Source organism: Streptomyces sp. NPDC057445, assembly GCF_042802855.1.
Taxonomy (GTDB): Bacteria; Actinomycetota; Actinomycetes; order Streptomycetales; family Streptomycetaceae; genus Streptomyces.
This window is the reverse complement of record NZ_JBHVDH010000015.1, coordinates 94,858-121,382: the sequence shown is the minus strand read 5'-3', so window position 1 is coordinate 121,382 and position 26,525 is coordinate 94,858. Positions and strand designations below refer to the sequence as shown.

General features: G+C 71.8%; 22 protein-coding genes. 10 read left to right on the top strand and 12 right to left on the bottom strand.

Features of this window, described 5'->3' with window-relative positions; translation table 11 throughout:
- Nucleotides 1-17: 17 nt before the first annotated feature.
- From ACFU5O_RS26645 to ACFU5O_RS26615, 7 genes are all read right to left on the bottom strand, one after another.
- Nucleotides 18-854, bottom strand: coding sequence for an HpcH/HpaI aldolase/citrate lyase family protein (locus ACFU5O_RS26645; RefSeq protein WP_384244402.1), 837 nt, complete (start codon nucleotides 852-854; stop codon nucleotides 18-20).
- Nucleotides 851-2,083, bottom strand: coding sequence for a CaiB/BaiF CoA transferase family protein (locus ACFU5O_RS26640; protein ID WP_384244401.1), 1,233 nt, complete (start codon nucleotides 2,081-2,083; stop codon nucleotides 851-853). Before ACFU5O_RS26640 ends, ACFU5O_RS26645 begins: the two co-directional genes overlap by 4 nt.
- 151 nt (nucleotides 2,084-2,234) lie before the next feature.
- Entirely contained in the window at nucleotides 2,235-3,140 is a 906-nt protein-coding gene (rbsK, locus tag ACFU5O_RS26635) for a ribokinase (protein ID WP_384244400.1), read from the bottom strand.
- On the bottom strand, nucleotides 3,137-4,582 hold the full coding sequence (locus tag ACFU5O_RS26630; protein ID WP_384244399.1) for an ADP-ribosylglycohydrolase family protein: 1,446 nt from the start codon (nucleotides 4,580-4,582) through the stop codon (nucleotides 3,137-3,139). Before ACFU5O_RS26630 ends, rbsK begins: the two co-directional genes overlap by 4 nt.
- Nucleotides 4,579-5,748, bottom strand: coding sequence for an ADP-ribosylglycohydrolase family protein (locus ACFU5O_RS26625; RefSeq protein ID WP_384244398.1), 1,170 nt, complete (start codon nucleotides 5,746-5,748; stop codon nucleotides 4,579-4,581). The genes ACFU5O_RS26630 and ACFU5O_RS26625 overlap by 4 nt, the downstream gene beginning before the upstream one ends.
- A 109-nt stretch (nucleotides 5,749-5,857) precedes the next feature.
- Entirely contained in the window at nucleotides 5,858-7,222 is a 1,365-nt protein-coding gene (locus ACFU5O_RS26620; protein WP_384244468.1) for an ADP-ribosylglycohydrolase family protein, read from the bottom strand.
- Between the two features lie 551 nt (nucleotides 7,223-7,773).
- Nucleotides 7,774-8,784 (bottom strand): ADP-ribosylglycohydrolase family protein, encoded by a 1,011-nt coding sequence (locus ACFU5O_RS26615; RefSeq protein ID WP_384244397.1) that lies wholly within the window; start codon nucleotides 8,782-8,784, stop codon nucleotides 7,774-7,776.
- Between the two features lie 216 nt (nucleotides 8,785-9,000).
- Between ACFU5O_RS26615 and ACFU5O_RS26610 the strand changes: the two genes are divergently transcribed.
- The 3 genes from ACFU5O_RS26610 (at nucleotide 9,001) to ACFU5O_RS26600 (ending at nucleotide 16,316) form a co-directional block, all read left to right on the top strand.
- Complete coding sequence (locus ACFU5O_RS26610) at nucleotides 9,001-9,729, top strand: VIT1/CCC1 transporter family protein (RefSeq protein WP_384244396.1); 729 nt, start codon at nucleotides 9,001-9,003, stop codon at nucleotides 9,727-9,729.
- 562 nt (nucleotides 9,730-10,291) lie between these two features.
- The gene (gene gltB, locus ACFU5O_RS26605; RefSeq protein WP_384244395.1) at nucleotides 10,292-14,863 is read left to right on the top strand and encodes a glutamate synthase large subunit; all 4,572 of its coding nucleotides are present in this window, start codon (nucleotides 10,292-10,294) and stop codon (nucleotides 14,861-14,863) included.
- A complete protein-coding gene (locus ACFU5O_RS26600; RefSeq protein WP_384244393.1) occupies nucleotides 14,856-16,316 on the top strand; it encodes a glutamate synthase subunit beta in 1,461 nt (486 codons plus the stop codon). Before gltB ends, ACFU5O_RS26600 begins: the two co-directional genes overlap by 8 nt.
- 231 nt (nucleotides 16,317-16,547) lie before the next feature.
- Here ACFU5O_RS26600 and ACFU5O_RS26595 read toward each other — a convergent pair whose 3' ends face one another.
- On the bottom strand, nucleotides 16,548-17,462 hold the full coding sequence (locus ACFU5O_RS26595; RefSeq protein WP_384244392.1) for a rhomboid family intramembrane serine protease: 915 nt from the start codon (nucleotides 17,460-17,462) through the stop codon (nucleotides 16,548-16,550).
- A 191-nt stretch (nucleotides 17,463-17,653) separates the two neighbouring features.
- On the opposite strand from ACFU5O_RS26595, the gene ACFU5O_RS26590 reads away from it, so the two are divergent.
- Nucleotides 17,654-18,376, top strand: a complete 723-nt coding sequence (locus tag ACFU5O_RS26590) for a vWA domain-containing protein (RefSeq protein ID WP_384244391.1) — start codon at nucleotides 17,654-17,656, stop codon at nucleotides 18,374-18,376.
- A 399-nt stretch (nucleotides 18,377-18,775) separates the two neighbouring features.
- On the opposite strand, the gene ACFU5O_RS26585 is transcribed toward ACFU5O_RS26590, so the two are convergent.
- A complete protein-coding gene (locus tag ACFU5O_RS26585; protein ID WP_384244390.1) occupies nucleotides 18,776-19,156 on the bottom strand; it encodes a VOC family protein in 381 nt (126 codons plus the stop codon).
- An 89-nt stretch (nucleotides 19,157-19,245) separates the two neighbouring features.
- Between ACFU5O_RS26585 and ACFU5O_RS26580 the strand changes: the two genes are divergently transcribed.
- On the top strand, nucleotides 19,246-19,758 hold the full coding sequence (locus ACFU5O_RS26580) for a pyridoxamine 5'-phosphate oxidase family protein (protein WP_384244388.1): 513 nt from the start codon (nucleotides 19,246-19,248) through the stop codon (nucleotides 19,756-19,758).
- A 59-nt stretch (nucleotides 19,759-19,817) separates the two neighbouring features.
- Here ACFU5O_RS26580 and ACFU5O_RS26575 read toward each other — a convergent pair whose 3' ends face one another.
- A complete protein-coding gene (locus ACFU5O_RS26575; RefSeq protein ID WP_384244387.1) occupies nucleotides 19,818-20,393 on the bottom strand; it encodes a hypothetical protein in 576 nt (191 codons plus the stop codon).
- An 83-nt stretch (nucleotides 20,394-20,476) separates the two neighbouring features.
- Between ACFU5O_RS26575 and ACFU5O_RS26570 the strand changes: the two genes are divergently transcribed.
- On the top strand, nucleotides 20,477-20,917 hold the full coding sequence (locus ACFU5O_RS26570) for a GNAT family N-acetyltransferase (RefSeq protein ID WP_384244386.1): 441 nt from the start codon (nucleotides 20,477-20,479) through the stop codon (nucleotides 20,915-20,917).
- Nucleotides 20,918-20,927: 10 nt separating this feature from the next.
- On the opposite strand, the gene ACFU5O_RS26565 is transcribed toward ACFU5O_RS26570, so the two are convergent.
- Both ACFU5O_RS26565 and ACFU5O_RS26560 read right to left on the bottom strand, forming a co-directional pair.
- A complete protein-coding gene (locus ACFU5O_RS26565; RefSeq protein WP_384244385.1) occupies nucleotides 20,928-21,917 on the bottom strand; it encodes an acyl-CoA dehydrogenase family protein in 990 nt (329 codons plus the stop codon).
- 164 nt (nucleotides 21,918-22,081) lie between these two features.
- A complete protein-coding gene (locus ACFU5O_RS26560; RefSeq protein WP_384244383.1) occupies nucleotides 22,082-23,233 on the bottom strand; it encodes an acyl-CoA dehydrogenase family protein in 1,152 nt (383 codons plus the stop codon).
- Nucleotides 23,234-23,313: 80 nt separating this feature from the next.
- Here ACFU5O_RS26560 and ACFU5O_RS26555 point away from each other — a divergent pair, with 80 nt between their 5' ends.
- From ACFU5O_RS26555 to ACFU5O_RS26540, 4 genes are all read left to right on the top strand, one after another.
- Nucleotides 23,314-24,114, top strand: coding sequence for an SDR family oxidoreductase (locus ACFU5O_RS26555; protein ID WP_384244382.1), 801 nt, complete (start codon nucleotides 23,314-23,316; stop codon nucleotides 24,112-24,114).
- A 25-nt stretch (nucleotides 24,115-24,139) separates the two neighbouring features.
- Nucleotides 24,140-24,757: a TetR/AcrR family transcriptional regulator gene (locus ACFU5O_RS26550; RefSeq protein ID WP_384244381.1), complete on the top strand. Its 618-nt coding sequence runs from the start codon at nucleotides 24,140-24,142 to the stop codon at nucleotides 24,755-24,757.
- A 66-nt stretch (nucleotides 24,758-24,823) separates the two neighbouring features.
- Nucleotides 24,824-25,981, top strand: coding sequence for an acetyl-CoA C-acetyltransferase (locus tag ACFU5O_RS26545; protein ID WP_384244380.1), 1,158 nt, complete (start codon nucleotides 24,824-24,826; stop codon nucleotides 25,979-25,981).
- Between the two features lie 264 nt (nucleotides 25,982-26,245).
- A complete protein-coding gene (locus ACFU5O_RS26540) occupies nucleotides 26,246-26,449 on the top strand; it encodes a cold-shock protein (RefSeq protein ID WP_384244378.1) in 204 nt (67 codons plus the stop codon).
- The last annotated feature ends 76 nt before the right edge of the window (nucleotides 26,450-26,525 follow it).

Sequence of the window (26,525 nt, the reverse complement as noted above, 5' to 3'; positions counted from 1 at the left end):
GATGACGAGTGCCCCGGTCATTCCCCGCGACGCGCCAGTTCGAGGGTGCGGTGGGCCGTCGCCACCACCGCCGCGTCGACGAAGCGGCCGTCCGGGAGCGCCAGCGCGCCCGCGTCGGTCTCGGCCGCCTCGACGATCTCCTCCGCCTGCTCCACCTCCTCGGGGCTGGGGAGATAGGCCCGCTCGATGACCGGCAGCTGTCGGGGGTGGATCGCCGCGCGGCCCAGGAAGCCGACCGCCCGGCCATGGGCACAGGATTCTGCGAGGCCGTCCAGGTCGCGGATGTCGGGGAACACCGACTGCGGCGGCGGGGCGAGCCCCGCCGCCCGTGCGGCGACCACGATCCGGCTGCGCGGCCAGTCGAGTCCCCGGTCGTCCCGTACCCCCAGATCCGCCCGGAGGTCCGCCTCACCGAGCGCGATCCCGCGGACGGCGGGATCGGCGGTGGCGATGGAGTACGCGTGCTCCACGCCGGCCGCCGATTCCAGCAGCGCGTACAGGCCGGTCCCCGGGGCCAGCGCCGCAGGACCCCGGATGTCGGTGGCGCGTGTCACCTTGGGGATACGCAGAGCGGACAGGCCGGGGAGTCCGGCCAGTGCCGCGATGTCCTGCTCCGCGTGGATCCGGACATGGACGGGGACCGGCTGGGGGGAGGTGAGCATTTCCGCGGTCGCCGCGAGGGCGTAGTCCTTGCGGTCGGGAGGGACCGCGTCCTCGAGATCGACGATGACGATGTCGGCTCCGCAGGACAGCGCCTTGTGGACGACGTCGGGATGGTCCCCGGGGGCGTACAGCCAGGTGAGGGGAGTGGTTTCCGGAGTGAGGGCCAGAGGGGCGTCCGAGGGGGCGGTCATAGGGCGCCTTCGCTGCGCAGGGCCGCGATCCGCGCCGGTGAGAGCCCGATCTCGCCGAGCACCGCATCGGTGTCCGCGCCGTGCGGCCGGCCGGCCCAGCGAATCCCGCCAGGGGTGTCGGAAAGGCGGAAGAGGATGTTCTGCATACGGATCGGCCCCAGCTCGGGGTCGGCGACCTCGGTGATGCTGTCCAGCGCGCGGTACTGGGGATCTTCCATGACGTCGCGGATGTCGTGGACGGGGGCGATCGCCGCCTCCGCCTTCTCGAACGCGTCGAGGACCTCGTCGCGGGTGTGCCGGGCGATCCAGATGCCCACCGCCTCGTCGAGCACGGACGAGTGCTCGGCGCGTCCACTGCCGGAGGCGAACCACGGCTCGTCCGTCAGCTCGGGGCGGCCGACCAGCCGCATGACGCGTTCGGCGACGGACTGGGCGGAGGTGGACACGGCGAGCCAGTGCCCGTCGGCGGCCCGGTAGGTGTTGCGCGGGGCGTTGTTGCGGGAGCGGTTGCCGCTGCGCGGCTGGACGTAGCCGAGCTGGTCGTACCAGATGGGCTGGGGACCGAGGACGGTGAGGATGGGTTCGATGATGGCCATGTCGACGACCTGGCCGCGCCCGGACACGGCCCGGGCGGTCAGCGCGGTCATGACGGCGTAGGAGGTGGCGAGGGCCGCGATGGAGTCGGCGAGGCCGAAGGGGGGAAGCGTGGGCGGACCGTCGGGTTCGCCGGTGATGGCGGCGAACCCGCTCATCGCCTCGGCGAGCGTGCCGAAGCCGGGCCGGTGACTGTACGGGCCGAACTGACCGAAGCCGGTGACGCGGGCCAGGACGAGACGGGAGTTGGCGGCGCTCAGCTCCTCCCAGCCGAGCTGCCACTTCTCGAGGGTCCCCGGGCGGAAGTTCTCGATGACGACATCGGCGGTGGCGGCGAGCGTCAGGAGGGTCTCGCGGCCACCGGGCGTGGACAGATCGAGCGTGATGGTGCGCTTGTTGCGGCCGAGCAGCTTCCACCACAGGCCGATGCCGTCCTTGTCGGGTCCGTGCCCACGTGACGGGTCGGGTCTGCGCGGATGCTCGACCTTGATGACGTCGGCTCCGAAGTCGCCGAGCATCGTCGCGGCGAGCGGCCCGGCGAAGAGCGTCGCGAGATCGAGGACACGCAGCCCGGCGAGCGGACCGTCTCCGGCAGGGTGATGGGCGGCGACACCGTCGGCGTCAGGGTCGTGCATGGGGGCTCCCGGTTCCTTGCGAGGCTCCTGCGGGGACGTCTCCGGCGGATACGGCCCTGGCGGTGGGTGGGCTGTGGGTCCTGTGGATGCTGCCGGGCGCGCCGGCCCCGGCACACACGCTCTTCGGCCCGGGCCGGTCCGGGCTGCCCCGCTAGGAGGCGGTGCCGTCGTCCACGGCCGCGTCGATCTCGGGCCGCGTCGGCATCGAGGAGGAGGCGCCGGGACGCCGGACGGAGATCGCGGCGGCTGCCGATGCCCACGCCATCGCCGCGGGCATCGGCCTGCCCTCGACGAGGGCCACCGCGAGGGCGCCCACGAAGGTGTCGCCCGCCGCGGTCGTGTCGACGGCGCGTACGCGGGGGGCGGGGACGGCGACAGGTTCGGCGCCGCGGGCGGCGTAGAGGCTGCCCTCCGCGCCGAGGGTGATCACCACTTCGGGCACCTGGACCAGCAGCGCCGCTGCGGCGGCGCGCGGATCCGTGGTGCCGGCGAGGACGGCGGCCTCGTGCTCGTTCGGCACCAACAGGTCGGTGACGGCGAGCAGTTCGGACGGCAGGGGCTGGGCCGGCGCGGGGGTGAGCACGGTGCGTACACCGTGCCGGCGAGCGGCCTCCGCTCCGGCGATCACGCCGGCCAGGGGAAGTTCGAGCTGGAGGAGCAGAGCGTCCGCGGAGCCGATGACGGCCTCGTCGCCAGGGGTGAGGTGATCGACGGTGCCGTTGGCGCCAGGAATGACGACGATCGCGTTGCCGCCCTCGTCGTCGACGACGATGTGCGCGGTGCCGGAGGCGCCCTCGGCGGTGCGCAGCAGGTCGGTGTCGACGCCGGAGCCGTCGAGCGTGGCCCGCAGACGTACGCCGAAGTCGTCGGTGCCGACGGCGCCGATCATCGATACGTCGCCGCCGGCGCGTGCGGCGGCCACCGCCTGGTTGGCGCCCTTGCCGCCGGGAACCGTACGGAACTCGCGTCCCGTGACGGTCTCTCCTCGCTCGGGGGCCTTGGTGACGTACGCGACGAGGTCCATGTTGGTGCTGCCGAGCACCACGATGCCGGTCATGGGCGGAGGTCCTCCCGGAGGGTGATCTGGGCGCGCGTGAGGTGGGCGAGGGAGTCGAAGCCGATGCCGTCGAAACCGGTGACCGTGGTCGAGAGCCGGTTCTTCAGCGGGGCGGTCCACCGCTCGGGCAGCCGGTCGGGGTGTCCGGCGAGCAGCCCGGCGAGAGAACCGGCGGTCGCGCCGTTGGAGTCGGTGTCCCAGCCGCCGGACACGGCACGGCAGATGGAGCCGGAGAAGTCGCCGTCGGCGTGGGTGAGGGCGGCGCACAGGAGGGCGGTGTTGGGGATGACGTGCACCCAGTGGTAGGTGCCGTAGGCGGCATGGAGGCGATCCACGACGTCGTCGAAGTCCTTGTGCCCGTCGGCCGTTTCGATGCCGAGAAGGACGGCTTCGGCGAGGCGGGAGCGGGGAGGGACGACGCGCAGTGCGGTACGCAGGCACTGATGGACATCCGCGGTGCCCGTGGCCGCCTCGGCGAGTGCGGCCGCGACGAACATCGCGCCGTAGACGCCGTTGGCGGTGTGGGTGAGCGCCGCGTCGCGGTGCGCCTGCGCGGCGGCGGCCGCCGGGTCGCCGGGGTGCGTCCACCCGTGCGTGTCCGCGCGGATGGCGGCGCCGATCCACTCCCGGAACGGATTGTGGTGAGCCGCGGTGAGCGGTGGCCCCAGCCCGGAGAGGAGGTTGCGGTACGCGACACGCTCAGCGGTGAAGGTGCGGCCCGCGGGGAGTTCGTCGAGCCAGAGCCGCGCGACGTCCGCGGTGCTGAAGCCGTGTCCGTACCGCTGGAGGAGCAGCAGGTTGAGGAGGGGGTAGTTGAGGTCGTCGTCCTCGGGCATGCCGTCGATGTTCTCCGCGAGGGAGGTGGCCGCGGAACGTCTGTTCCAGGGATGTTCGGCGAGCAGCCCGGCGGGGACGCCCTTGGCGGTGAACCAGGTGCCGAGAGGCCAGTTGCCGGTGGCCCGTGCGAGGGCACGGATCGCGTGGAGGGCCAGCTTCTCCACGGGCTTGCCGAGCAGACACCCGGCGGCCCGGCCGAGCCAGGCGGCGTGCAGGCGGTGCAGGAGCACGTCGTCCCCCTGCCCCGCGTCGTGGCCTCGCTCCGTGGGGAGACCCCGTCCCGTGGGAAGCCCCTGCCCCGCCGGGAGGTCGTCCCGGTCGGGCCAGGAGGGGCAGGCCGCGCGGATCTCGTGCAGGGGGGTCGGTTCCAGGTCCGCCGAGGGGGAGGGAAGGCGGTCCAGTTCGTCGAGGAGGCGTACGGCCAGGGCGCGGACGTGAGGGGATGCGGGAGCGGGGGACGCACCGGCGGACGCAGGGGCGGTGGCGCCGCCCGAGGTGTGCCAGCGGTGCGCGATGTCCGAGGCGTCGCGGCCGTCCTCCTCGGCCTGGCGGAGCTCGTGGCCCACCAGATCCTCGGGCTGGACCCAGGTGAGGCGCAGGTTCACCGGGCGTCCGTCAGGCGGGCGAAGGCCGATTCATGGGTCCGGCGGCGTTCGGTGTCGCGGTCGAAGATCTCGTACGTGACCTCCGTCAGTGTCCGTGCCGGGGCGTGCAGATCGAGGCGGCTGGCCTCGGCCACGGTCTTCACCCAGTCGGGCGGGACCGGCTCCTCGCCGTGCAGCGCCCCCGAGATCGCTCCCGCCATGGTGGCGATCGAGTCGCAGTCGCGCCCGTAGTTGACGGCTCCGAGGACCGTACGGCGGTAGTCGCCGTCGCCGACGAGCAGCATGCCCAGGGCGACGGGAAGTTCTTCGACGGCGTGCAGCCGCGACGGGCGGCGGGCCGCCAGGGAGGGCGCCCGGTAGTCGGGGCCGACCGTGTCGAAGGGGGCGACGGCCTCGCGCAGGGGCGCCAGCGCGGACTCGAAGTCGCTGTGCCGGGCGGCGGCTTCCGCCACCGCCTCGATCGCCGAGCGGGTGCCGTCCTTGGCGAGGGCGAGACAGGCGTCGACGACGGTTCCCGGGCTCGCGTCGGGCGCGCAGGCCGCCGCGACCGCCGCGGCGAAGACTCCCGCAGCCTCACGGCCGTACGAGGACTGGTGGGCGCCGGCGACGTCCAGCGCCTCGGCGTACGCGGCGGCCGGGTTCGCGGCGTTCACCAGACCGACGGGCGCCATATACATCGCCGCACCGCAGTTGACGATGTTCCCGTTGCCCGCCTCGCGCGGGTCGGCGTGGCCGTAGTGGATGCGGGCGGCGAGCCATTTCTCGGCGAGGAAGACCCGCTGGAGGAGAAGCGCCTCGGCTTCGAGCTCGGGGATCCAGCGCGGGTTGGAGACGAGGTCGGGGACGAGGTGGTCGGCGATCGCGTAGGCGTCGAGGTGGTCGCGCACGGACGCGTAGACGCGTACGAGCGCGTGCGTCATGAGGGTGTCGTCGGTGACGTGTCCGTCGCCCTTGTGGTAGGGCGCGATGGGGCGGGCGGTCCGCCAGTCGTCACCGTGCCACGGTCCGACGATGCCGCGCACGCGGCCACCGTGGCGTTCCACGATCTGCTCCGGGGTGTAGCCCTCGACCGGGCCGCCGAGGGCGTCGCCGACCGCCGCGCCGACGAGCGAGCCCGTGATCCGGTCGTCGAGTGTCGCGACAGTCGGGAGCGATGAGAGTGTCATGCCGGAATTGTCCACCTGGGGTGGTCGCGGGGGCGGAATGCCGGGGCGGGCATTCGTGTCCGGTGCCCGGCATTCCGCGCCAGGGCGGCACAGGGCGGACGGCCGTGGGTCATGGACGCGTCGTCCGGGCCAGCAGCCCGGCGAGTTCCACGAGATCCGTGCCCGCGAGGCGGGGAAGGGCGCAGCCGGCGAGGATGCGGCAGGCGTCCCGCCACGCGGCGGGGACGGCCGCGCCCCCGCCCAGCGCACCGGTCAACGCCCCGGCGAGGGCGGGCGCGGAGTCGGCCACGCGGGACAGGCAGGCGGCGGCGGGGATCGCACCGGCGACCTCACCGCGGGCGGCGGTGGCGAGGGCGAGGGCGACGGGGACGGTTTCTGCCGCCGCGATGCCGTAGCTGTAGACGTGGTCGACGATCTGGTGCTCCAGGAGCGGGACCAGGGAGAACGCGTCCTCGGCGGCACGGGCGAGTTCGACGGCGTGCCGGGCGTTGCGGCCGATCTCGGTCGTGTCGGGGAGCTGGTGGAGGGCGGCGTCGACGGCCGTGTCGACGTGCGCGCCACCGAGCGCCGCGGCGACGGCCGCCGCCATGGCGCGGGCGCCGTGGACGCCGTCGCCGTCCTGGGTGTAGCGGGCGTCGAACTCGGCGAGTTCGGCGGCGGCTAGCGGGTTGCCGGGGTGGACGGCGGCGAGGACCACGGCGCGCACGCAGGCGGCGTCGTCGAAGTAGTGCGGGTTGTCGTGGCCGGTGGCGGGCGGGCGCAGACCGGTGGCGAGGTTGCCGAGACCGGCGCGAACGGAGATCCGGGCGCGCAGGGGGAGTACGGCGGACTCCACCTCGGGGGCGCGGGCGGCGGCAGCCGCGACCTTCCCGGCGAGAGCGTTCCAGGCGAGGTCGACCGCGGCGCGCATACGGCGGTCGAGGTCGGGGCCGTCGAAGTGATCGGCGGCGGTGATGACGGTCCCGGCGGTGAAAGCGGCCCACTCGGCGTCGTCGGAGGGGCCGAGACGGAGGGGCTCGGGGGGCTGGTTGAGGGCGATGGGGACAGGGAGCGTGGTCGTGGCGTTCTGCTCGGCGAAGGTGTCGAGCTCACGGGTGAGCCGCCGGGTCCACTCGGGCATCCGCGCGGCCCGGTGCCGCGCCGCCGGCCACCCGGCGGCGTCACCCGCGGCAAGGCCGAGAAGGAGTCCTTCGACGCGGGAGCGAAGGGTGCGGGTCGCGCCTTGGCGGACGGAGGGCGTGGTCGCGCCCGGGTGGGCGGAGGGCGTGGTCGCGCCTTGGCGGGCAGAAGGTGCGGTCGCACCTTGGCGGACGGAGGGCGTGGTCGCGCCCGGGTGGGCGGAAGGCGCCGTCGCACCTTGGCGGACGGAGGGCGCTTCCCCGCCGTCCCGGGGTGCCGGCCGGCGTTCACCGGCCGCCCCCCGGGACGGGCCCCGGCTCCGCCCTTCGCGCGGCCGTGAGGCCTCTGAGCTCACCGGTGTCGCGTAGGGGCGTGCGACCGACCCGGCGACGTCGGCGAGTGCGTGGTGCGGCACCCCGGCGGCGCCCGGTGAGGTCCCCGGCACCTCGCGCGCCGGCCGGGCACCGGCCCGCCGCGGCTCGTCCGGGGGAGCGGACGCGGGCGACGGGTCCTGGAGCGATCGCGTCCCGTGCCCGTCGGCGGCGCGGCCGGGACGATCATCGGTGTCCGGAGCGCTGCGGCTGCCGGAGGCGTGGTGGGGGCGGGCGGCGGTGGCCGGTGTCCCGTGCCCGTCGGCGGCGCGGCCGGGACGATCACCGGTGTCCGGAGCGCTGCGGCTGCCGGAGGCGTGACCGGGACCTGCGTCGGTGTCTGGTGTGCCGCGGCTGTCGGAGGCGTCGCCGGCGCCCGGCGCCCCGGGCAAAGGTCCGTTCGGCCGGGGGTCCGGGTGGGGCGGGGGTGGCAGGGGCCCCTGGACCTCCGGGTCCACGGCTGGGCCGGTGTCCGCGTCGGGGTCGAGGTCCGGGAAGGTCTCCGGGGGCTCGGAGGCGGGCCCGGGCGCGGGGTCTAGGGGGCCGGGGGGCATGACAGGGCCTCGGTGTCGTCGTCGGGGGTGAGGAGGTCGGCGATGTCCAGGACGTGGTAGCCGCGCATGGAGGGGAGGCAGCTGCCGCGGACCGGGCCGATCGCGGCTGCCCAGTCCGCGGGGATGGAGCGGGCCCCCGACATGGCGCCCGCGAGGGCTCCGGCCACCGCCGCCGTCGTGTCGGCGTCACGGCCCATGTTGACCGCGGTCAGGACCGACGTACGGAAGTCGCCCCGGGCCGCGGCGAAGGCGCCGAAGGCGAGGCCCACGGCCTCGGGTGCCAGGTCCGTCCAGGGGTAGCCGCCGATGACGACCGCAGAGCGGACCATGCGCTCGCGGGTGAGGGGGTCGGGATCCGCCCGCTCCGCCGCGACGATCGCACGCCGCATGGAGCGCGCGGTCCAGGAGTCCATCGGGACCACCGACAGGGCCGCACCGATGATTCCGGCGGGTCCCTCGCCCGCCACGGCCGCCGCGACCCCTGCCGCCACCGCCTGGCCGCCGTAGATGCCCTCCCCGTCGTGGCTGACGCAGCCGTCGATGGCGACCAGCCGGGCGGCCTCCGCGGGGTCGCCCGCCGCGAAGACGCCGAAGGGCGCCGCCCGTATGGCGAGCCCGTCGCTCCAGGCGTGCCGGTGCTGGGCCGTGATGGGGGCCGCCAGTCCGCGGCGGAGGTTCTCCAGCGTGCCGCGCTCGCTGAAGCCGGCCCCCCGGAAGGGCCCCTCGTCGAGGTCGGCGATCCAGTGGTGCCACGCGTTCTCGACATGTGAGACGGTCAGCGCGGAGCCGTGCCTGGCGAGCAGCAGCCCGGAGAAGATGGCGTACTCCGTGTCGTCCGTGCCCGCGGGGTTGTCCGTGACAAAGCCTTCGATCCGTCCCCACCGGCGCCGGATCTCGGACGGCCGCATGTTCTCCGCGGGCGCTCCGAGCGCATCGCCGACGGCGAGCCCGAGCAGCGCGCCGCGGGCCCGATCGCATGCAATCCACTCCAACGCGTCACCCCTTCGTGCGGCACCGAGCCTGTCCTGGATCTCTGCCACATGGGGTGCGCCGCGCTCTGCCGGGGACCCGCGTGTCACTCGGCTGACCGCAGGTAAGTAAAGCCTGCCTTGCTGGCGCGGTCCTTACATCGCGCGTACTTTCGAGGCATTGAGAGGTGCGGGACGCAGGTACGAACCGCCCTGGGGCAACTGGTCAAGGGGAGAGCTGTGTCCATCATCGAAACCGAGGCAACACTTCACGAGGCGCACCGCGACAATCACACGCACCGCGATGTGAACGGCGGCTGGCTTCGTCCCGCGGTGTTCGGCGCGATGGACGGGCTCGTCTCCAACCTCGCCCTGATGACCGGCGTCGCGGGTGGGGCCGTGTCCCAGCAGACCGTCGTGATCACCGGGCTCGCCGGTCTCGCCGCCGGTGCCTTCTCGATGGCCGCGGGTGAGTACACGTCGGTGGCCTCGCAGCGCGAGCTCGTCCAGGCGGAGCTGGATGTCGAGCGGCGGGAGCTGCGCAAGCACCCGGTCGACGAGATGGAGGAGCTGGCCGCGCTGTACGTGGCCCGTGGTGTCGAGCCCGGGCTCGCCCGCGAGGTGGCCATGCAGTTGTCCAGGGACCCCGAACAGGCGCTGGAGATCCACGCCCGCGAGGAGCTCGGCATCGACCCGGACGACCTTCCGTCGCCCACCCTCGCCGCCGTGTCGTCCTTCGGCTCGTTCGCGCTCGGCGCCCTGCTGCCGGTGCTGCCCTATCTCCTCGGTGCCACCACCCTGTGGCCCGCGGTCCTCCTCGCACTGCTCGGTCTCTTCGCCTGCGGTGCGCTCGTCGCCAGGGTGACCGCCCGCGGCTGGTGGTTCAGCGGTCTCCGGCAGCTGGCGCTGGGTGGCGCCGCTGCCGCCGTGACCTACGGGATCGGATCCGTCGTCGGGGCAGCGGTCTGACCGGGCCGGTCCTTCACCCCGCCGGCCCGGCGGGGTGAAGGACCGGCCTGCGGCTGCTACCGCGCCGTTGCCTGTGCCCGACTGGTCGGCCGGCGCGGGTCGCGTGCGCGGTGCCGGGTCGTGTGCGCGGTGCCGGGCCGGGTGTGCGGGGTCGGCCGGTGCCGTGGCGATGGCCGGGGAGCCTCCGGATCCCCGTTCCGGAGGCTGCGGCCATGTCTTTGTGACGCACGTCCCGGTGCCGGATCGCGTTCCCGATGCGACACTGGCCGTGGTTCCACATGTCAGCCGTTACTCGGCGGTTTCGAATCCTTAACCACCGGGCATGAGCCGTAAGCGCTGCGGGCAATGAGGCCTGCGCTGCACCACGGGTCACGGATGCCGATCTGTCCGTACCCGTCCCCACCTGCGCCGCTACCGAAAACCCCTGAGCGGTGTCCGCATGTTGGAATGGGCTATCCGCTTCTCGAGAATCACTCCATCATGTAACCTGCACGAAATTTCACGGAGGGCCAACGTCGTCCCTCTGGCACTTGCATATGCCACGACGACGACGGGAGAGCCGATGCGTTCCGACGCCTGGTCGCCCATGGACGGTCGCCCTGCCCCGCAGGGGATGTACGACCCCCGTAACGAACACGACGCCTGTGGTGTCGGGTTCGTGGCCACCCTCACCGGTGTTGCCAGCCATGAGCTGGTCGAGCAGGCGTTGACCGTTCTGCGCAACCTCGAGCACCGCGGCGCCACCGGTTCGGAGCCCGACTCCGGTGACGGTGCCGGCATCCTCCTCCAGGTCCCGGACGCCTTCCTGCGCGAGGTCACCGGCTTCGCGCTTCCCGAGGCCGGTTCGTACGCCGTCGGCATCGCCTTCGTCCCCGAGGGCGCCGAGGACGAGTCCGTCTCACGGATCGAGACGATCGCCGCCGAGGAGGGCCTGAACGTCCTCGGCTGGCGCGAGGTCCCCGTCGCCCCCGAACTGCTCGGTGCCACCGCCCGCTCGACGATGCCGGTCTTCCGCCAGCTGTTCGTCTCGGACGGCGTGAACAGCGGCATCGCCCTCGACCGCAAGGCGTTCGTGCTGCGCAAGCGCGCCGAGCGCGAGGCCGGGGTGTACTTCCCCTCGCTCTCCGCCCGCACCATCGTCTACAAGGGCATGCTGACCACCGGCCAGCTGGAGCCCTTCTTCCCGGACCTGTCGGACCGCCGCTTCGCCACCGCCGTCGCGCTCGTCCACTCCCGGTTCTCCACGAACACCTTCCCGAGCTGGCCGCTCGCCCACCCGTACCGCTTCGTCGCGCACAACGGCGAGATCAACACGGTCAAGGGCAACCGCAACTGGATGCAGGCCCGCGAGTCGCAGCTGGTCAGCGACCTCTTCGGTGGCGAAGAAGGCCAGGATCTCGCCCGGATCTTCCCGGTCTGCACGCCGGACGCCTCCGACTCCGCCTCCTTCGACGAGGTCCTGGAGCTGCTCCACCTCGGTGGCCGCTCGCTGCCGCACAGCGTCCTGATGATGGTCCCCGAGGCGTGGGAGAACCACGACTCCATGGACCCGGCGCGGCGGGCCTTCTACCAGTACCACTCCACGATGATGGAGCCCTGGGACGGACCGGCCTGTGTCACCTTCACCGACGGCACCCAGGTCGGCGCCGTGCTGGACCGCAACGGTCTGCGCCCCGGCCGCTACTGGGTCACCGACGACGGTCTGGTCGTCCTCTCCTCCGAGGTCGGCGTGCTGGACATCGACCCCGCCAAGGTCGTCCGCAAGGGCCGCCTCCAGCCCGGCAGGATGTTCCTCGTCGACACGGCCGAGCACCGCATCATCGAGGACGACGAGATCAAGGCGGCCCTGGCGGCGGAGCAGCCGTACCAGGAGTGGCTGGAGACCGGGATCATCGAGCTCGAGGACCTGCCCGAGCGCGAGCACATCGTCCACACCCACGCCTCGGTCACCCGCCGCCAGCAGACCTTCGGCTACACCGAGGAGGAACTGCGCGTCCTCCTCGCGCCGATGGCCCGAGCCGGCGCCGAGCCGATCGGCTCGATGGGTACGGACTCCCCGATCGCGGCACTGTCCGAGCGCCCCCGGCTGCTCTTCGACTACTTCACCCAGCTGTTCGCGCAGGTCACCAACCCGCCGCTGGACGCCATCCGCGAGGAGCTCGTCACCTCGCTGATCTCCTCGCTCGGCCCCGAGGGCAACCTGCTGGAGCCGACCGCGGCCTCCTGCCGCTCGGTCACCCTGCCGTTCCCGGTGATCGACAACGACGAGCTGGCCAAGCTCATCCACATCAACGCCGACGGCGACATGCCCGGGATGAAGGCCGCGACGCTCTCCGGCCTCTACCGGGTCTCCGGCGGCGGCGAGACGCTCGCCGCCCGTATCGAGAAGATCTGCGCCGAGGCCGACGCCGCGATCGAGAGCGGCGTCCGGCTGATCGTGCTCTCCGACCGGCACTCCGACGCCGAGCACGCGCCGATCCCGTCGCTGCTGCTCACCGCCGCCGTCCACCACCACCTCATCCGCACCAAGCAGCGCACCCAGGTGGGCCTGCTGGTCGAGGCCGGTGACGTCCGCGAGGTGCACCACGTTGCGCTGCTGATCGGTTACGGTGCCGCCGCCGTCAACCCGTACCTGGCGATGGAGACCGTCGAGGACCTGGTGCGCGCCGGTACGTTCATCGAAGGCATCGAGCCCGAACAGGCCATCCGCAACCTGATCAAGGCCCTCGGCAAGGGCGTCCTCAAGGTCATGTCCAAGATGGGCATCTCGACCGTCGCCTCCTACCGCGGCGCCCAGGTCTTCGAGGCCGTCGGCCTGGACGAGTCCTTCGTCGACAAGTACTTCAACGGCACGGCGACGAAGATCGGCGGCGCCGGCCTCGACGTCGTCGCCAAGGAGGTCGCCCTCCGGCACGCCAAGGCGTACCCGGCCAGCGGCATCGCACCCGCGCACCGTGCGCTGGACATCGGCGGCGAGTACCAGTGGCGCCGCGAGGGCGAGCCGCACCTCTTCGACCCGGAGACGGTCTTCCGCCTGCAGCACGCCACGCGCAGCAAGCGGTACGACATCTTCAAGCAGTACACGGGCCGGGTGAACGAGCAGTCCGAGCGGCTGATGACGCTGCGCGGCATGTTCGGCTTCAAGCCCGGGGACCGGCAGCCGATCTCCATCGACGAGGTCGAGCCGGCCGCCGAGATCGTCAAGCGCTTCTCCACCGGCGCCATGTCGTACGGCTCCATCTCCAAGGAGGCGCACGAGACCCTCGCCATCGCCATGAACCAGCTGGGCGGCAAGTCCAACACCGGTGAGGGCGGCGAGGACCCGGACCGTCTGTACGACCCGGCGCGGCGGTCCAGCATCAAGCAGGTCGCCTCCGGCCGCTTCGGCGTGACCTCCGAGTACCTGGTCAACGCGGACGACATCCAGATCAAGATGGCCCAGGGCGCCAAGCCCGGTGAGGGCGGCCAGCTGCCCGGCCACAAGGTCTACCCGTGGGTCGCCAAGACCCGGCACTCCACCCCCGGTGTCGGTCTGATCTCCCCGCCGCCGCACCACGACATCTACTCCATCGAGGACCTGGCCCAGCTGATCCACGACCTCAAGAACGCCAACCCCGCGGCACGTATCCACGTGAAGCTGGTGTCGGAGGTCGGTGTCGGCACGGTCGCCGCCGGTGTGTCCAAGGCACACGCGGACGTCGTCCTCATCTCCGGCCACGACGGCGGCACGGGCGCCTCGCCGCTCACGTCCCTGAAGCACGCGGGCGGCCCCTGGGAGCTCGGCCTCGCCGAGACCCAGCAGACGCTGCTGCTCAACGGACTGCGCGACCGTATCGTCGTCCAGACCGACGGCCAGCTGAAGACCGGCCGTGACGTCCTCATCGCCGCGCTGCTGGGCGCCGAGGAGTTCGGTTTCGCGACCGCGCCGCTCGTCGTCTCCGGCTGCGTGATGATGCGGGTCTGCCACCTGGACACCTGTCCGGTCGGTATCGCCACCCAGAACCCGGTGCTGCGCGAGCGCTTCGCAGGCAAGGCCGAATTCGTCGTGAACTTCTTCGAGTTCATCGCCGAGGAGGTCCGTGAGCTGCTCGCCGAGCTCGGCTTCCGCACGCTGGAAGAGGCCGTCGGCCACGCCGAGCTGCTGGACACCACCCGGGCCCTGAACCACTGGAAGGCGCAGGGCCTCGACCTCGAGCCCCTCTTCCACGTTCCCGAGCTGCCCGACGGCGCCGTACGCCACCAGGTGGTCGAGCAGGACCACGGCCTCGCGAAGGCCCTCGACAACGAGCTGATCGAGCTGGCCGCCGACGCTCTGGCCGCCGGCTCCGCGGAGCAGGCCCAGCCGGTCCGCGCCCAGATCGCGATCCGGAACATCAACCGGACCGTCGGCACGATGCTCGGCCACGAGGTGACCAAGAAGTTCGGCGGTGCGGGCCTGCCCGACGACACCATCGACATCACCTTCACCGGCTCGGCCGGCCAGTCCTTCGGCGCGTTCCTGCCGCGCGGCGTCACGCTGCGCCTGGAGGGCGACGCCAACGACTACGTCGGCAAGGGCCTCTCCGGCGGCCGCGTCATCGTCCGCCCGGACCGCGGCGCCGACCACCTGGCCGAGTTCTCGACCATCGCGGGCAACACCATCGCCTACGGCGCGACCGGCGGCGAGCTGTTCCTGCGCGGCCGCACCGGCGAGCGCTTCTGCGTCCGCAACTCCGGTGCGCTGGTGGTCTCCGAGGGCGTGGGCGACCATGGCTGCGAGTACATGACCGGCGGCCACGCCGTCGTGCTCGGCGAGACGGGACGCAACTTCGCGGCCGGTATGTCCGGCGGCATCGCGTACGTCATCGACCTCGACCCGGACAACGTCAACGTCGGCAACGCCGAGGCCGTCGAGGGGCTGGACGACACCGACAAGCAGTGGCTGCACGACGTCGTGCGCCGCCACCACGAGGAGACGGGCTCCACCGTCGCCGAGAAGCTGCTGGTCGACTGGGCCGCGGCCGTCGACCGGTTCAGCAAGATCATCCCGACCACTTACAAGGCAGTGCTCGCCGCCAAGGACGCCGCTGAGCTCGCCGGTCTCTCCGAGCAGGAGACCACCGAGATGATGATGGAGGCGGCGACAAATGGCTGACCCCAAGGGCTTCCTGACCACCGGGCGCGAGGTCGCCAAGACCCGTCCCGTCGGTGAGCGCGTCAAGGACTGGAACGAGGTCTACGTCCCCGGCTCCCTGCTGCCTATCATCAGCAAGCAGGCCGGGCGCTGCATGGACTGCGGTATCCCGTTCTGTCACAACGGCTGTCCGCTCGGGAACCTCATCCCCGAGTGGAACGACTACGCCTACCGCGAGGACTGGCAGGCCGCGAGCGAGCGACTGCACGCCACCAACAACTTCCCGGAGTTCACGGGCCGGCTGTGCCCCGCTCCGTGCGAGGCGGCGTGTGTGCTCGGCATCAACCAGCCTGCCGTCACCATCAAGAACGTCGAAGTGTCGATCATCGACAAGGCGTGGGACGCCAACGACGTCAAGCCGCAGCCGCCCGAGCGGCTGTCCGGCAAGACGGTCGCGGTCATCGGCTCGGGTCCCGCGGGCCTGGCCGCCGCGCAGCAGCTGACCCGGGCGGGCCACACGGTCGCCGTGTACGAGCGCGCAGACCGCATCGGCGGGCTGCTGCGTTACGGCATCCCCGAGTTCAAGATGGAGAAGCGGCACATCAACCGCCGTATCGAGCAGATGCGCGCGGAGGGCACCAAGTTCCGCACGGGCGTGGAGGTCGGCCGGGACATCGACGCGGCGAAGCTGCGCCGCCGGTACGACGCCGTCGTCATCGCGGCCGGTGCCACGACCGCCCGCGATCTGCCGGTGCCCGGTCGCGAGCTGAACGGCATCCACCAGGCGATGGAGTACCTGCCGCTGTCCAACAAGGTCGTCGAGGGCGACTTCGTGGCCCCGCCGATCACCGCCGAGGGCAAGCACGTCGTGGTCATCGGCGGCGGCGACACGGGCGCGGACTGCGTCGGTACGGCCCACCGCCAGGGCGCGGCGTCCGTCACCCAGCTGGAGATCATGCCCCGGCCGGGCGACGACCGGAACGTGGGCCAGCCCTGGCCGACGTTCCCGATGCTCTACAAGGTGACGTCCGCGCACGAGGAGGGTGGCGAGCGGGTCTACTCCGTCTCCACCACCCACTTCGAGGGCGACGAGGACGGCAACGTCCAGTTCCTGCACCTCATCGAGGTCGAGTTCGTGGACGGCAAGCTGACGCAGAAGCCGGGCACGGAGCGCAGGATCCCCGCCCAGCTGGTCACCCTCGCCATGGGCTTCACCGGTACGGACGTCCAGAACGGTCTCGTCTCCCAGTTCGGCGTGGAGCTGGACGAGCGCGGGAACGTGGCGCGTGACGCGGACTTCGCGACGAACGCCGACGGTGTCTTCGTCGCCGGTGATGCGGGCCGCGGCCAGTCCCTGATCGTCTGGGCCATCGCCGAGGGCCGCTCGGCGGCGCGGGGCGTGGACCGGTACCTGACGGGCGTGAGCGAACTGCCCGCGCCGATCCGCCCGACGGACCGTGCGCTGACGGTCTGAGCCCCACCCCCAATACGTCCCGTACAACGGCGTACGGAACTGACCGCGGCGCCTGCCAACTGTCCCCGACCGGACGACCGGCAGGCGCCGCGGTGTGTTCGCGGACGCGGATCCTCGGGTTCGCGCTCACGGCGCGAATGCCGCGCGGCTACGCTCGGTGAGAACGGGTCCACGCCCGCAGTTCCGGGGAGAGCGCGGCGATGCCGAAGCGGTGCGGCGGAGTCGCCCGGGTCATGCCGTACCGGCTGCGAGCGCCGAGGTCTTCAGAACGACCAGGGTGACGAGCAGAGCCAGCATCGCGACGCCCGCGGCCGCCTGGATCAGGGTGCGGCGGTTCTGTGGGGCGTAGGCGAAGGTCAGGGTGACGGCGCCGCCCACGAGGAGGCCGCCCAGGTGGCCCTCCCAGGAGGTGAATCCGGCGGAGATCACCATCCAGAGCAGGAAGCCCGCCATGAACCGGTTGACGGCCTGCATGTCGTGGTTCAACCGGCGGCTGATGACGTAGAAGGAGCCGGCCAGGCCGAAGATCGCGCCAGAGGCGCCCACCGCGAGGTCGCCCGGGGAGATGAGGTAGACGAGGACGGAGCCGCCGAGGGCCGAGAGCAGATAGAGGAAGAGGAAGCGCGCCCGGCCGAGCCGGCTCTCGACGACCGGACCCAGGTTCTTGAGCGCGAACATGTTCAGAACGACATGGATGATGCCGAACGTCGTCTCCGTCGCGTTCAGATGCAAGAACGCGCCCGTGAGCAGGCGGTACCACTCACCGGCCGCGACGCCCACCACGTCGTAGTCTCCGACGACGGGGCCCGGCTCGTAGATGTAGAACTCCCCGGAGGGGCCCGCCAGTCCAGCGCCCAGCATCCCGAACCGGTCGACCAGTTCGGGACGCACCAGCTCGCCCAGATACAGAACGAGGTTGAGTGCGATCAGCGCGTACGTCACCGTCGCGGACGCGCCGGCCTTTCCGCCGAAGGCCGTGCGTGCCTGCCGGACGCTCCTGTGTCCCTCCTTCACACACTCCACGCACTGGTGGCCGACAGCCGCCTCACGCATGCAGTCGGGACAGATGTAGCGGTCGCAGCGAGTGCAGCGCACATGGCTCTCCACCTTGGGGTGGCGGTAGCAGGTGGTGGCAGCGGCTTCCACGGCCGGCTCCTCGGGCTTGGGGTGCGGGACAGTCGGCCGGTGGGGTCGGCGGCGAACAAAATAGCGAATGCCGTCCTTTGCCGGGGAGCCGGGGCGCGGTGAGCAGGGCAGCCCGGCGCACGGCTATGCCGTCTGCCCGAGTTCCCGTAGATTCCTCCGCGTTGGCACACCCGGCGAAACGGAGACGCGTCATGGCGGCGATAAGCCTCCGCAAGATGGAGGAGTCCGCTCCGGCCCTCGTCAGCCTCTACAAGAGCGCGGGCATATCGCTTGAGAAGCACGGGCTGAGCGGGCAGCGCGCGGCGGTCTATCTGGTGGTGGACCACTCCGGTTCGATGAAGCCCTACTACAAGGACGGCAGCGTGCAGGCGCTCGCCGACCGGGTACTCGGGCTCTCCGCCAACGTCGACGACGACGGACGGGTGCCGGTCGTCTTCTTCTCCACGGACGTCGACGCGGAGACCGACATCGTGCTCGCCGACCACGAGGGCAGGATCGACCGGATCGTGGCCGGGCTCGGCCACATGGGCAGGACGAACTATCACCTGGCGATGGACGCGGTCATCGACCACTATCTGGACAGCGGGTCCACGGCTCCCGCGCTCGTCGTCTTCCAGACCGACGGCGGGCCCAGCAGCAAGTCGGCCGCGGAGCGCTATGTGTGCAAGGCGGCGAAGCTGCCCATGTTCTGGCAGTTCATCGGCTTCGGTGACCCCGGCAGCAGGCAGTTCGAGTTCCTGCGCAAGCTGGACGAGCTCGCCGTCCCCGCGAAGCGGCCCATCGACAACGCGGGGTTCTTCCACGCGGGCGAGGACCCGCGACGTGTCCCGGACGCGGAGCTGTACGACCGGCTGCTGTCCGAGTTCCCGGTATGGCTGGCGAACGCCCGGGCGATGGGCATCGTCAGGGCGTGACCTGGTGCTCTCACCGGAGAGCTTCGCCGGTTGCCGGGCGTCGGCGGGGGTGCTGAAGGAAGACGACGCGGCGGTCCTGCGCCTCGTCGGTGTGGACTGGGTCGGCTTGGGCGAATCTGGCGGTAGAAGGCCGGGGCCGCCGGCCGAACTCACGTACTCGAGTACCAGGGCGTGGTGCACCGAGCGGGCGCGCGACAGCGGGCGCCGTGCAGCAGAAGCGCCCGAAGGGAGACGGCTTTGCCGAAGTCGTGGGCGACCAACGGCGTTTCCTCCAGGCCCCGGTGCGTCAGGAGCTCGGTGAGTGTTCTCACCGGTTCCGGTTCCGGTTCCGGTTCCGCTCCCGGTCCCGGTGCTGCCGCCGTGGGAGTTCGTCCTGGGGGAGGCCCCGGCCCGCACCGGTCACCGATGCCGTACCAGGCAGAAGGGATGCCCCGCAGGGTCGGCGTAGACGCTCCAGGAGCGGCCGGCGTCCGCGCCGTCCAGGAGCGTCGCGCCCAGCGCGAGCACCTGCCGGCCCGCCTCCTCCAGGTCGGGGACGGCGAAGTCCGGATGGAACTGCTGGGGGTGGGCCGGGTCCGGCCGGCGGGGCGGACGGTAGTCCGACACCCGCTGGAAGGCGAGCACCTGGCCGCCGGGCAGGTGCAGGGTCGCCCAGCCGTCACCGGTGGCCCAGCGGTGGTCCGGGCGGTTGACCTCACCGCCGAGGACCGCGGCGTAGAAGCGGGCAAGGCCCGGTGGGTCGGGGCAGTCCAGAACCAGGCACTGGAGTTCGGCGATCATGCCGCGGACGATACGCCGAACGGCTGCGGGAGCGGCACTCCGGCCAATCACGACAGAGGATGTCGGGTATCCGCGCTTCCATGGGCTTCATGACCTTCAGCTGGGCAGACTTCCAGGCGGCGGAGCCGGACTTCGCCGCGACCGTGCAGCGGCGCTTCGAGAAGTACAAGCACCACGTCCTGGCCACACTCCGCAGGGACGGCGCGCCCCGGGTGAGCGGGCTCGAAGCGAACTTCAGGTTCGGGGAACTGTGGCTCGGGATGATGCCGAACTCGCGCAAGGCCCTGGACCTCCTGCACGACCCCAGGTTCGCCCTCCACGCCAACCCGGGGCCCGACGCGTCCATGGACGACGGTGACGTCCGCGTCGGGGGCCGGGCCGTGGAGGTGACGGACCCGGAGGCGAAAGCACGGTTCCAGGAAGCGGTGGACGAGCCGCAGCCGTTCCATCTGTTCCGGGTCGAGCTGACCGAGGTCGTAGGGACCGGGGTCGACGGCGACGAACTGGTGGTCCGGACCTGGCAGCCGGGCGGAGGGCTGCGGACCATCCGGCGCGGGAACGACGACAGCCCGCCCCGCACGGAGCGCACGGAAACCCCGTAGACCCTGTCCCGTTCGTTCGTGAGCGGGGCGCCGGGAATCGTGTCGTTCGCCCGATCGGATTACCGGGGCCACTCACTCAGGGATCTGTCGGTCCCGTCCTGCCTGTCACCTCGGATCGCCCGGCCGTCACCCGCCGCCTGCTGCGTCCTGTGAGGAAGCGCGGTCAGCGGGTCCCCGGCAAGGTGGACGGGGTGAGCGAGCGCGTTCTCGTAGGCGGCGCGCGGGAAGACGTACGGACCCATGGGCAGCTCGCCCCAGGTGGGGCGGTAGGGCTGCCGGAAGCCGGACCATTCGACGGTCTCGGGGGTGACCGTGATGTGCGTGAGGAGCGGCCAGCACTCCCAGATGCCGCAGCTGCAGCCCAGCACGGCGACGGCGCCGGTGGTGGCGCGGAGCAGACCGGGACCGCCCTCCCCGAGGAAGTGGCGTGCCGGATCGCCGAGTTCGTCCTGTGTCAGCCCGGCGTGCTGGGAGAACAGGAACTCCTCCCGTTCCTCCGGCGTCGTGTCGTCCTGGTTCTCCAGGCGCCACGGCTCGCGGGTTGCGTCCGCCGCATGGACGCGCAGATCCGTCCCGTCGACACGGACGCCCCACTGGAGGGCGGACGCGTAGGTGAAGAACTCGATGCACTGCATGACGGTCATCATGCAGGCACCGGTGATGAGTCCGAACCCAATTGCGGTTGACGCTTTCCGGCACGTACGGCTTTTCTGAGGCGGTGTCGAAACTTCGCATCGAACAGCCCCACGACGACGCCACGTTCAAGGACTGGCAAGACGTCCACAACGAGATCATCCCCACGCACATCCTGTCTCTCGACGACGTGCGTGAGCGCGCGGGGCGCAACCATCTCGAGGTCGCGTACGAGGGCGATGTCCTTGTGGGATGCACGACGGTGCGCCCGCCCGGGGAGGACACCTCCACCGCCACCGTGATCGCCCGGGTGCTCCCCGCGCACCGCGGACGGGGCTTCGGTGAGGAGCTCTATGCGCGAGGGCTGGACCGGGCGCGAACGCTCGGCGCCGAGGTGATCGAGACGGTTGTCCTCGCGTCCAACGAGGACGGACTGCGGTTCGCGCAGAAGCACGGGTTCGTCGAGTTCGACCGCTATCTGCTGCCGGGGGACACCATTCACTGGATCGATCTGCGACTGGCCTGAGCCGGGGCTTTCAGGCCGCCAGCACGGTGGCCCGGCACTGCGCCGGCGTGCCCCACGCGTCGCGCAGCGGCCGCGCCTTGCGCAGCCAGAGGGAGAGATCGAGCTCCTCCGTGTAGCCGACCGCGCCGTGTATCTGGAGAGCGGTGCGGGCCGCGGTGTACGCGGCTTCGCCGGCCGCCACTTTGGCGGCGGCGATGTCGGCCGGGGCCATGGAGAGCGCCGCCCCGAAGAGCAGGGGACGGGCGAACTCGAGGGCGATCATCGTGTCCGCGAGACGGTGCTTGACCGCCTGGAACGACCCGATCGCGGCACCGAACTGGGTGCGCCGCCGGGCGTGGGCGACCGTCCGCTCGAGCAGGGCGCACCCGACGCCGAGGGACTGCGCCGCCGTGGCGAGCCGCGCCCAGTCGCCCGCCCGCCGCGCGGCGGACGCCACGTCCGGCCCGGCGGCCAGCACTTCACCGCCCGGCCGGGGCACGGCCAGCCGCCGCGTCGGATCCGCCGAAGCCCGTACCGGACCGTACCCGGGCGCGATACCCAGCCGGAACGTCCGTCCCTCCGCCTCCGGTCCGGCCACGAGGACGTACGTCGCCGTATCCGCGTCCAGGACGTACGGACCCGAACCCGGCAGCTTGAGTGTCGCCGTCGCCTCGCCGGAGGCGATGTCCGGCAGGAGACGCTTCACCGGTCCTGGATCGCCCAGCTCCGCGAGCAGAACGGCGGCGGCGGCGGTCTCCACCAGCGGCCCCGGCACCGCGTGGCGGCCCAGTTCCACGAAGGCGAGGGCCAGTTCGACGGGCAGCGGGCCCAGGCCCTCGTACGCCTCCGGCACGGCCAGCGCGAAGACGCCTGCCCCGGCGATCCGCGTCCACAGCGCGTCCCCGGGCGCTGGGTCCCCGGCGGCCCAGGACCGTGCCACGGCGGGTGTGTCCGCGGCCGTCAGCATGGCACCCAGCGAGCGGGTGAACGCCTCTTGTTCTTCGGTGAGCAGGAACTTCACGGGGGCGTCTCCTTGTGGGGGCGGGCGGTCGGCCCGGGGAACGGTGCGCTGCGGGTGCCGGCCGGAGGACGGCAGCCGGTCGGTCGGGTCCCGACGGCCTCAGACTTGGCCACGGCCTCAGCCACGACCTCAGCCGCGGCCGTGTCCCAGGCCGCATCGGCGGATCAGCGGCGGCCCTTCGGCAGCCCGAGCAGACGCTCGGCGATGATGTCGCGCTGGATCTCGTTCGTACCGGCGTAGACCGGTCCGGCGAGCGAGAACACGTAGCCGTCCGCCCACCCGTCCGGCCCTTCGGCCAACTCACCGTCCGCGCCCAGCAGGTCGAGCGCCGTCTCGTGGAGGGCGATGTCGTACTCGGACCAGAAGACCTTGTTCAGGCTGGACTCGGCGCCGATGGCCGCTCCCGCGGTGAACCGGGAGGCGCCCGCGTAGGTGAAGAGCTGGTAGGCGCGCGCCCCGATCACCGCGTCCGCGACCCGGTCGCGCAGGGCGGTGTCGGAGGGGTCGGCGGCCGAATGCCACAGCTCCCTCAGCCGGTTCGCGGAGGCCAGGAAACGGCCGGGGGAGCGCAGGGTGAGTCCGCGTTCGTTGCCGGTCGCCGACATGGCGATGCGCCAGCCCTGTCCGGGCTCACCGATCACGTCCCCGTCCGGTACGAACACGTCGTCCAGGAAGAGCTCGGCGAACGCCGGCTTTCCGTCGAGGCGGCCGACGGGACGGACCGTGACACCCGGCGCGCGCAGGTCGAACATCAGGTAGGTGAGGCCCTGGTGGGGTCTGGCGGCACCGGGATCCGTGCGGAAGATGCCGAACGCCCGGTCCGCGAAGGCGGCTCGCGAGGACCACGCCTTCTGCCCCGACAGCAGCCAGCCGCCGTCCGTCCGTACCGCCCGGGACTTCAGGGATGCGAGGTCCGAGCCCGCCTCCGGCTCCGACCAGGCCTGGGCCCAGATCACCTCGCCGCCCGCCATGGGCGGCAGGACACGCGCGCGCTGTTCCTCTGTCCCGAAGTCGAAGAGGGTCGGGGCGAGGAGGCTGATGCCGTTCTGCGAGACCCGGCCCGGTGCGCCCGCCGCGTAGTACTCCTCCTCGAAGACCAGCCAGTGGAAGATGTCGACGCCGCGGCCTCCGTACGGCTCGGGCCAGGTCACCGCGGACCAGCGGCCGGCGCCCAGCTCCGCCTCCCACTCCCGGTGCGCGGCGAAGCCCTCCTCCGTTTCCAGGGACGGCAGCGGCCGGGTGGGCACATGGGCGCTCAGCCATGAGCGGGCCTCGGCGCGGAACGCGTCCTCGTCCCCCGTGTGGGTCAGGTCCATGACGTGCCCGCTCCCCTCCCCGCCCGGAACAGCGGCAGCAGCGCTTCCCTAACAAGTGTTTGGTAGGTTAACGTCCTGGTGTGACGGACAACAAGGCTCAGTACGTTCCGGGGCATGCGCTGCTGGACGGCCGTACCGCCGTCGTCACCGCGGCCGCCGGGACCGGGATCGGCGGAGCCACCGCCCGCCGGTTCCTGGAGGAGGGCGCGCGGGTCCTCATCAGCGACGTCCATGCACGCCGCCTCAAGGAGACCGAGGAGGCGCTCGCGGGCGAGTTCGGTCCGGGGGCCGTGGCCTCACAGGTGTGCGACGTCACCGAAGAGTCCCAGGTGCAGGCCCTGTTCGAGGAGGCCGTACGGCTGCACGGCGGCCTCGACCTCGTCGTGAACAACGCGGGCCTCGGCGGCACGGCCGCGCTCGTCGACATGACCGACGAGCAGTGGTCCCGCGTCCTGGACGTCACCCTGGGCGGCACCTTCCGGTGCACCAGGGCAGCCCTGCGCTTCTTCCGTGACACCTCCCGCGGCTCCGGTCGCGGCGGGGTGATCGTCAACAACGCCTCGGTCGTCGGATGGCGTGCCCAGGCCGGGCAGGCCCACTACGCGGCCGCGAAGGCGGGCGTCATGGCGCTCACCCGGTGTGCGGCGCTCGAGGCGGCTGCGTACGGGGTCCGGGTCAACGCGGTCTCGCCCAGCCTCGCCATGCACCCTCACCTGGTGAAGGTGACCTCCGCGGAGCTGCTCGACGAGCTCACCGCCCGCGAGGCGCTCGGCCGGTACGCGGAGCCGTGGGAGGTGGCCAACGTGATCGTCTTTCTCGTGAGCGCGTATTCCTCGTACATGACGGGCGAGACGGTCTCCGTCAGCTCCCAGCACCCGTAGTCCCGGGCAGGACCAGAATGGACATGTGCCTACCACCAAGAAGAAGACCCAGGTGACCGCCTCGCCCGAGCGGCGCCGCGAACTGCTCGACACCGCCGCCGAGGTGTTCGCCGCCCAGGGGTACAACGCCACAACCGTCCGCAGGATCGCGGACGAGGCGGGGATGCTCGCGGGCAGCCTCTACTACCACTTCGATTCCAAGGAATCGATGCTCGACGAGATCCTGTCCACCTTCCTCGGCGAGCTGTGGGACGGGTACGACGCCGTCCTCGCGGCCGGGCTCGGCCCGAGGGAGACGATCGAGGCACTCATCACCGAGTCCTTCCGGGAGATCGACCGGCACCGGGCCGCCGTCGCGATCTACCAGAAGGAGTCCAGGCACCTCTCCGCACTGCCGCGTTTCCACTATCTCGCCGAGTCCCAGCAGAAGTTCGAGAAGGCATGGCTCGGCACGCTGGAGCGCGGGGTCGCCGCGCGCGTCTTCCGCGAGGACCTGGACGTCAGGCTCACCTACCGGTTCGTCCGGGACACGGTGTGGGTCGCGGCGTCCTGGTACCGGCCGGGCGGCGGCCACAGCCCCGAGGAAATCGCGCGCCAGTACCTGTCGATGGTGCTGGACGGCATCTCCGTACGTGACACCTGACACCTGACACCTGACACCTGACACCTGACACCTGACACCTGCCCCACAGCCGAACGAGGAGTTGTCATGGCAGAGGCCTACATAGTCGAAGCGGTACGCACCCCGGTGGGCCGGCGCAAGGGCGGCCTCGCCGCCGTCCACCCGGCAGACCTGGGCGCGCACGTCCTCACCGCACTGGTCTCGCGCTCCGGCATCGACCCGGCCGCGGTCGAGGACGTCGTCTTCGGCTGCCTGGACACAGTCGGCCCGCAGGCCGGTGACATCGCCCGCACCTGCTGGCTGGCGGCGGGCCTGCCCGAGGAGGTGCCGGGCGTCACCGTCGACCGCCAGTGCGGCTCGTCGCAGCAGGCGGTGCACTTCGCGGCCCAGGGCGTGATGTCCGGAACCCAGGACCTCGTCGTCGCGGGCGGCGTGCAGAACATGACCCAGATCCCGATCGCCTTCGCCTCCCGGCAGGCCGCCGAGCCTCTGGGCCTGACCGACGGCCCCTTCCGCGGCTCGGCCGGCTGGCGCGCGCGATACGGCGACGCGCCCGTCGACCAGTTCCACGGGGCCGAGCTCATCGCCGGGAAATGGGGCATCTCACGCCTCGACATGGAGGAGTTCGCCCTCCGTTCCCACCAGCGGGCGATCCGCGCGATCGACGAGGGCCGCTTCGCGCGCGAGACCGTTGCGTACGGAGAGATGACGGTCGACGAGGGCCCGCGCCGCGACACCACCCTCGAGAAGATGGCGGCCCTCCGGCCGGTCGTGGAGGGCGGCACGATCACCGCGGCCTGCTCCTCCCAGGTCTCGGACGGCGCGGCGGCGATGCTGCTGGCGAGCGAACGGGCGGTACGGGAGCACGGCCTGACCCCGCGCGCCCGCGTCCACCATCTCTCGGTCCGCGGCGAGGACCCCATCCGTATGCTCTCGGCCCCCATCCCGGCGACCGCCCACGCCCTGAAGAAGACCGGCCTGTCCATCGACGAGATCGACCTCGTCGAGATCAACGAGGCCTTCGCCCCGGTCGTCCTCGCCTGGCTGAAGGAGACCGGCGCCGACCCCGCCCGGGTCAACGTCAACGGGGGCGCCATCGCCCTGGGACACCCGCTGGGCGCCACCGGGGTGAAGCTGATGACGACGCTGCTGCACGAACTGGAGCGCACGGGCGGGCGGTTCGGTCTCCAGACGATGTGCGAGGGCGGCGGCCAGGCGAATGTGACGATCATCGAGCGGCTGTGATCCGGAGGCCGCCCGGCCACCGGGACGGGCCGGAACCCCGCCCGTGCGTCGCCGAGACCGCGCGTCAACCCCGCCCGTGCGTCGCCGCGACCGCGTCCGGCGCAGAGGGCCCGCCGGGCCCGGCGCCGGGGCGTGCTAGAGTTCCAGGGTTGCATTTTTGGTACCCATGAACGTTATGTGCGCCTGATGGAAATGTTCCTCAGGCGCATTGCTGTTTTTCCGGCATCTCCGGATGGGGCCCCCGACCTGATCAGGAGAAATGACATGGCCACCGGCACCGTGAAGTGGTTCAACTCGGAAAAGGGCTTCGGCTTCATCGAGCAGGACGGCGGCGGCCCCGACGTCTTCGCCCACTACTCGAACATCGCGAGCTCCGGCTTCCGTGAGCTCCAGGAGGGCCAGAAGGTCTCCTTCGACGTCGCGCAGGGCCAGAAGGGCCTGCAGGCGGAGAACATCCTTCCCGCCTGATCCCCGGAGCGCGTAGCTCGCAGCCGGGACCCGCACCTTCGTGGTGCGGGTCCCGGTTTGTGCTGTTCATGAGGTT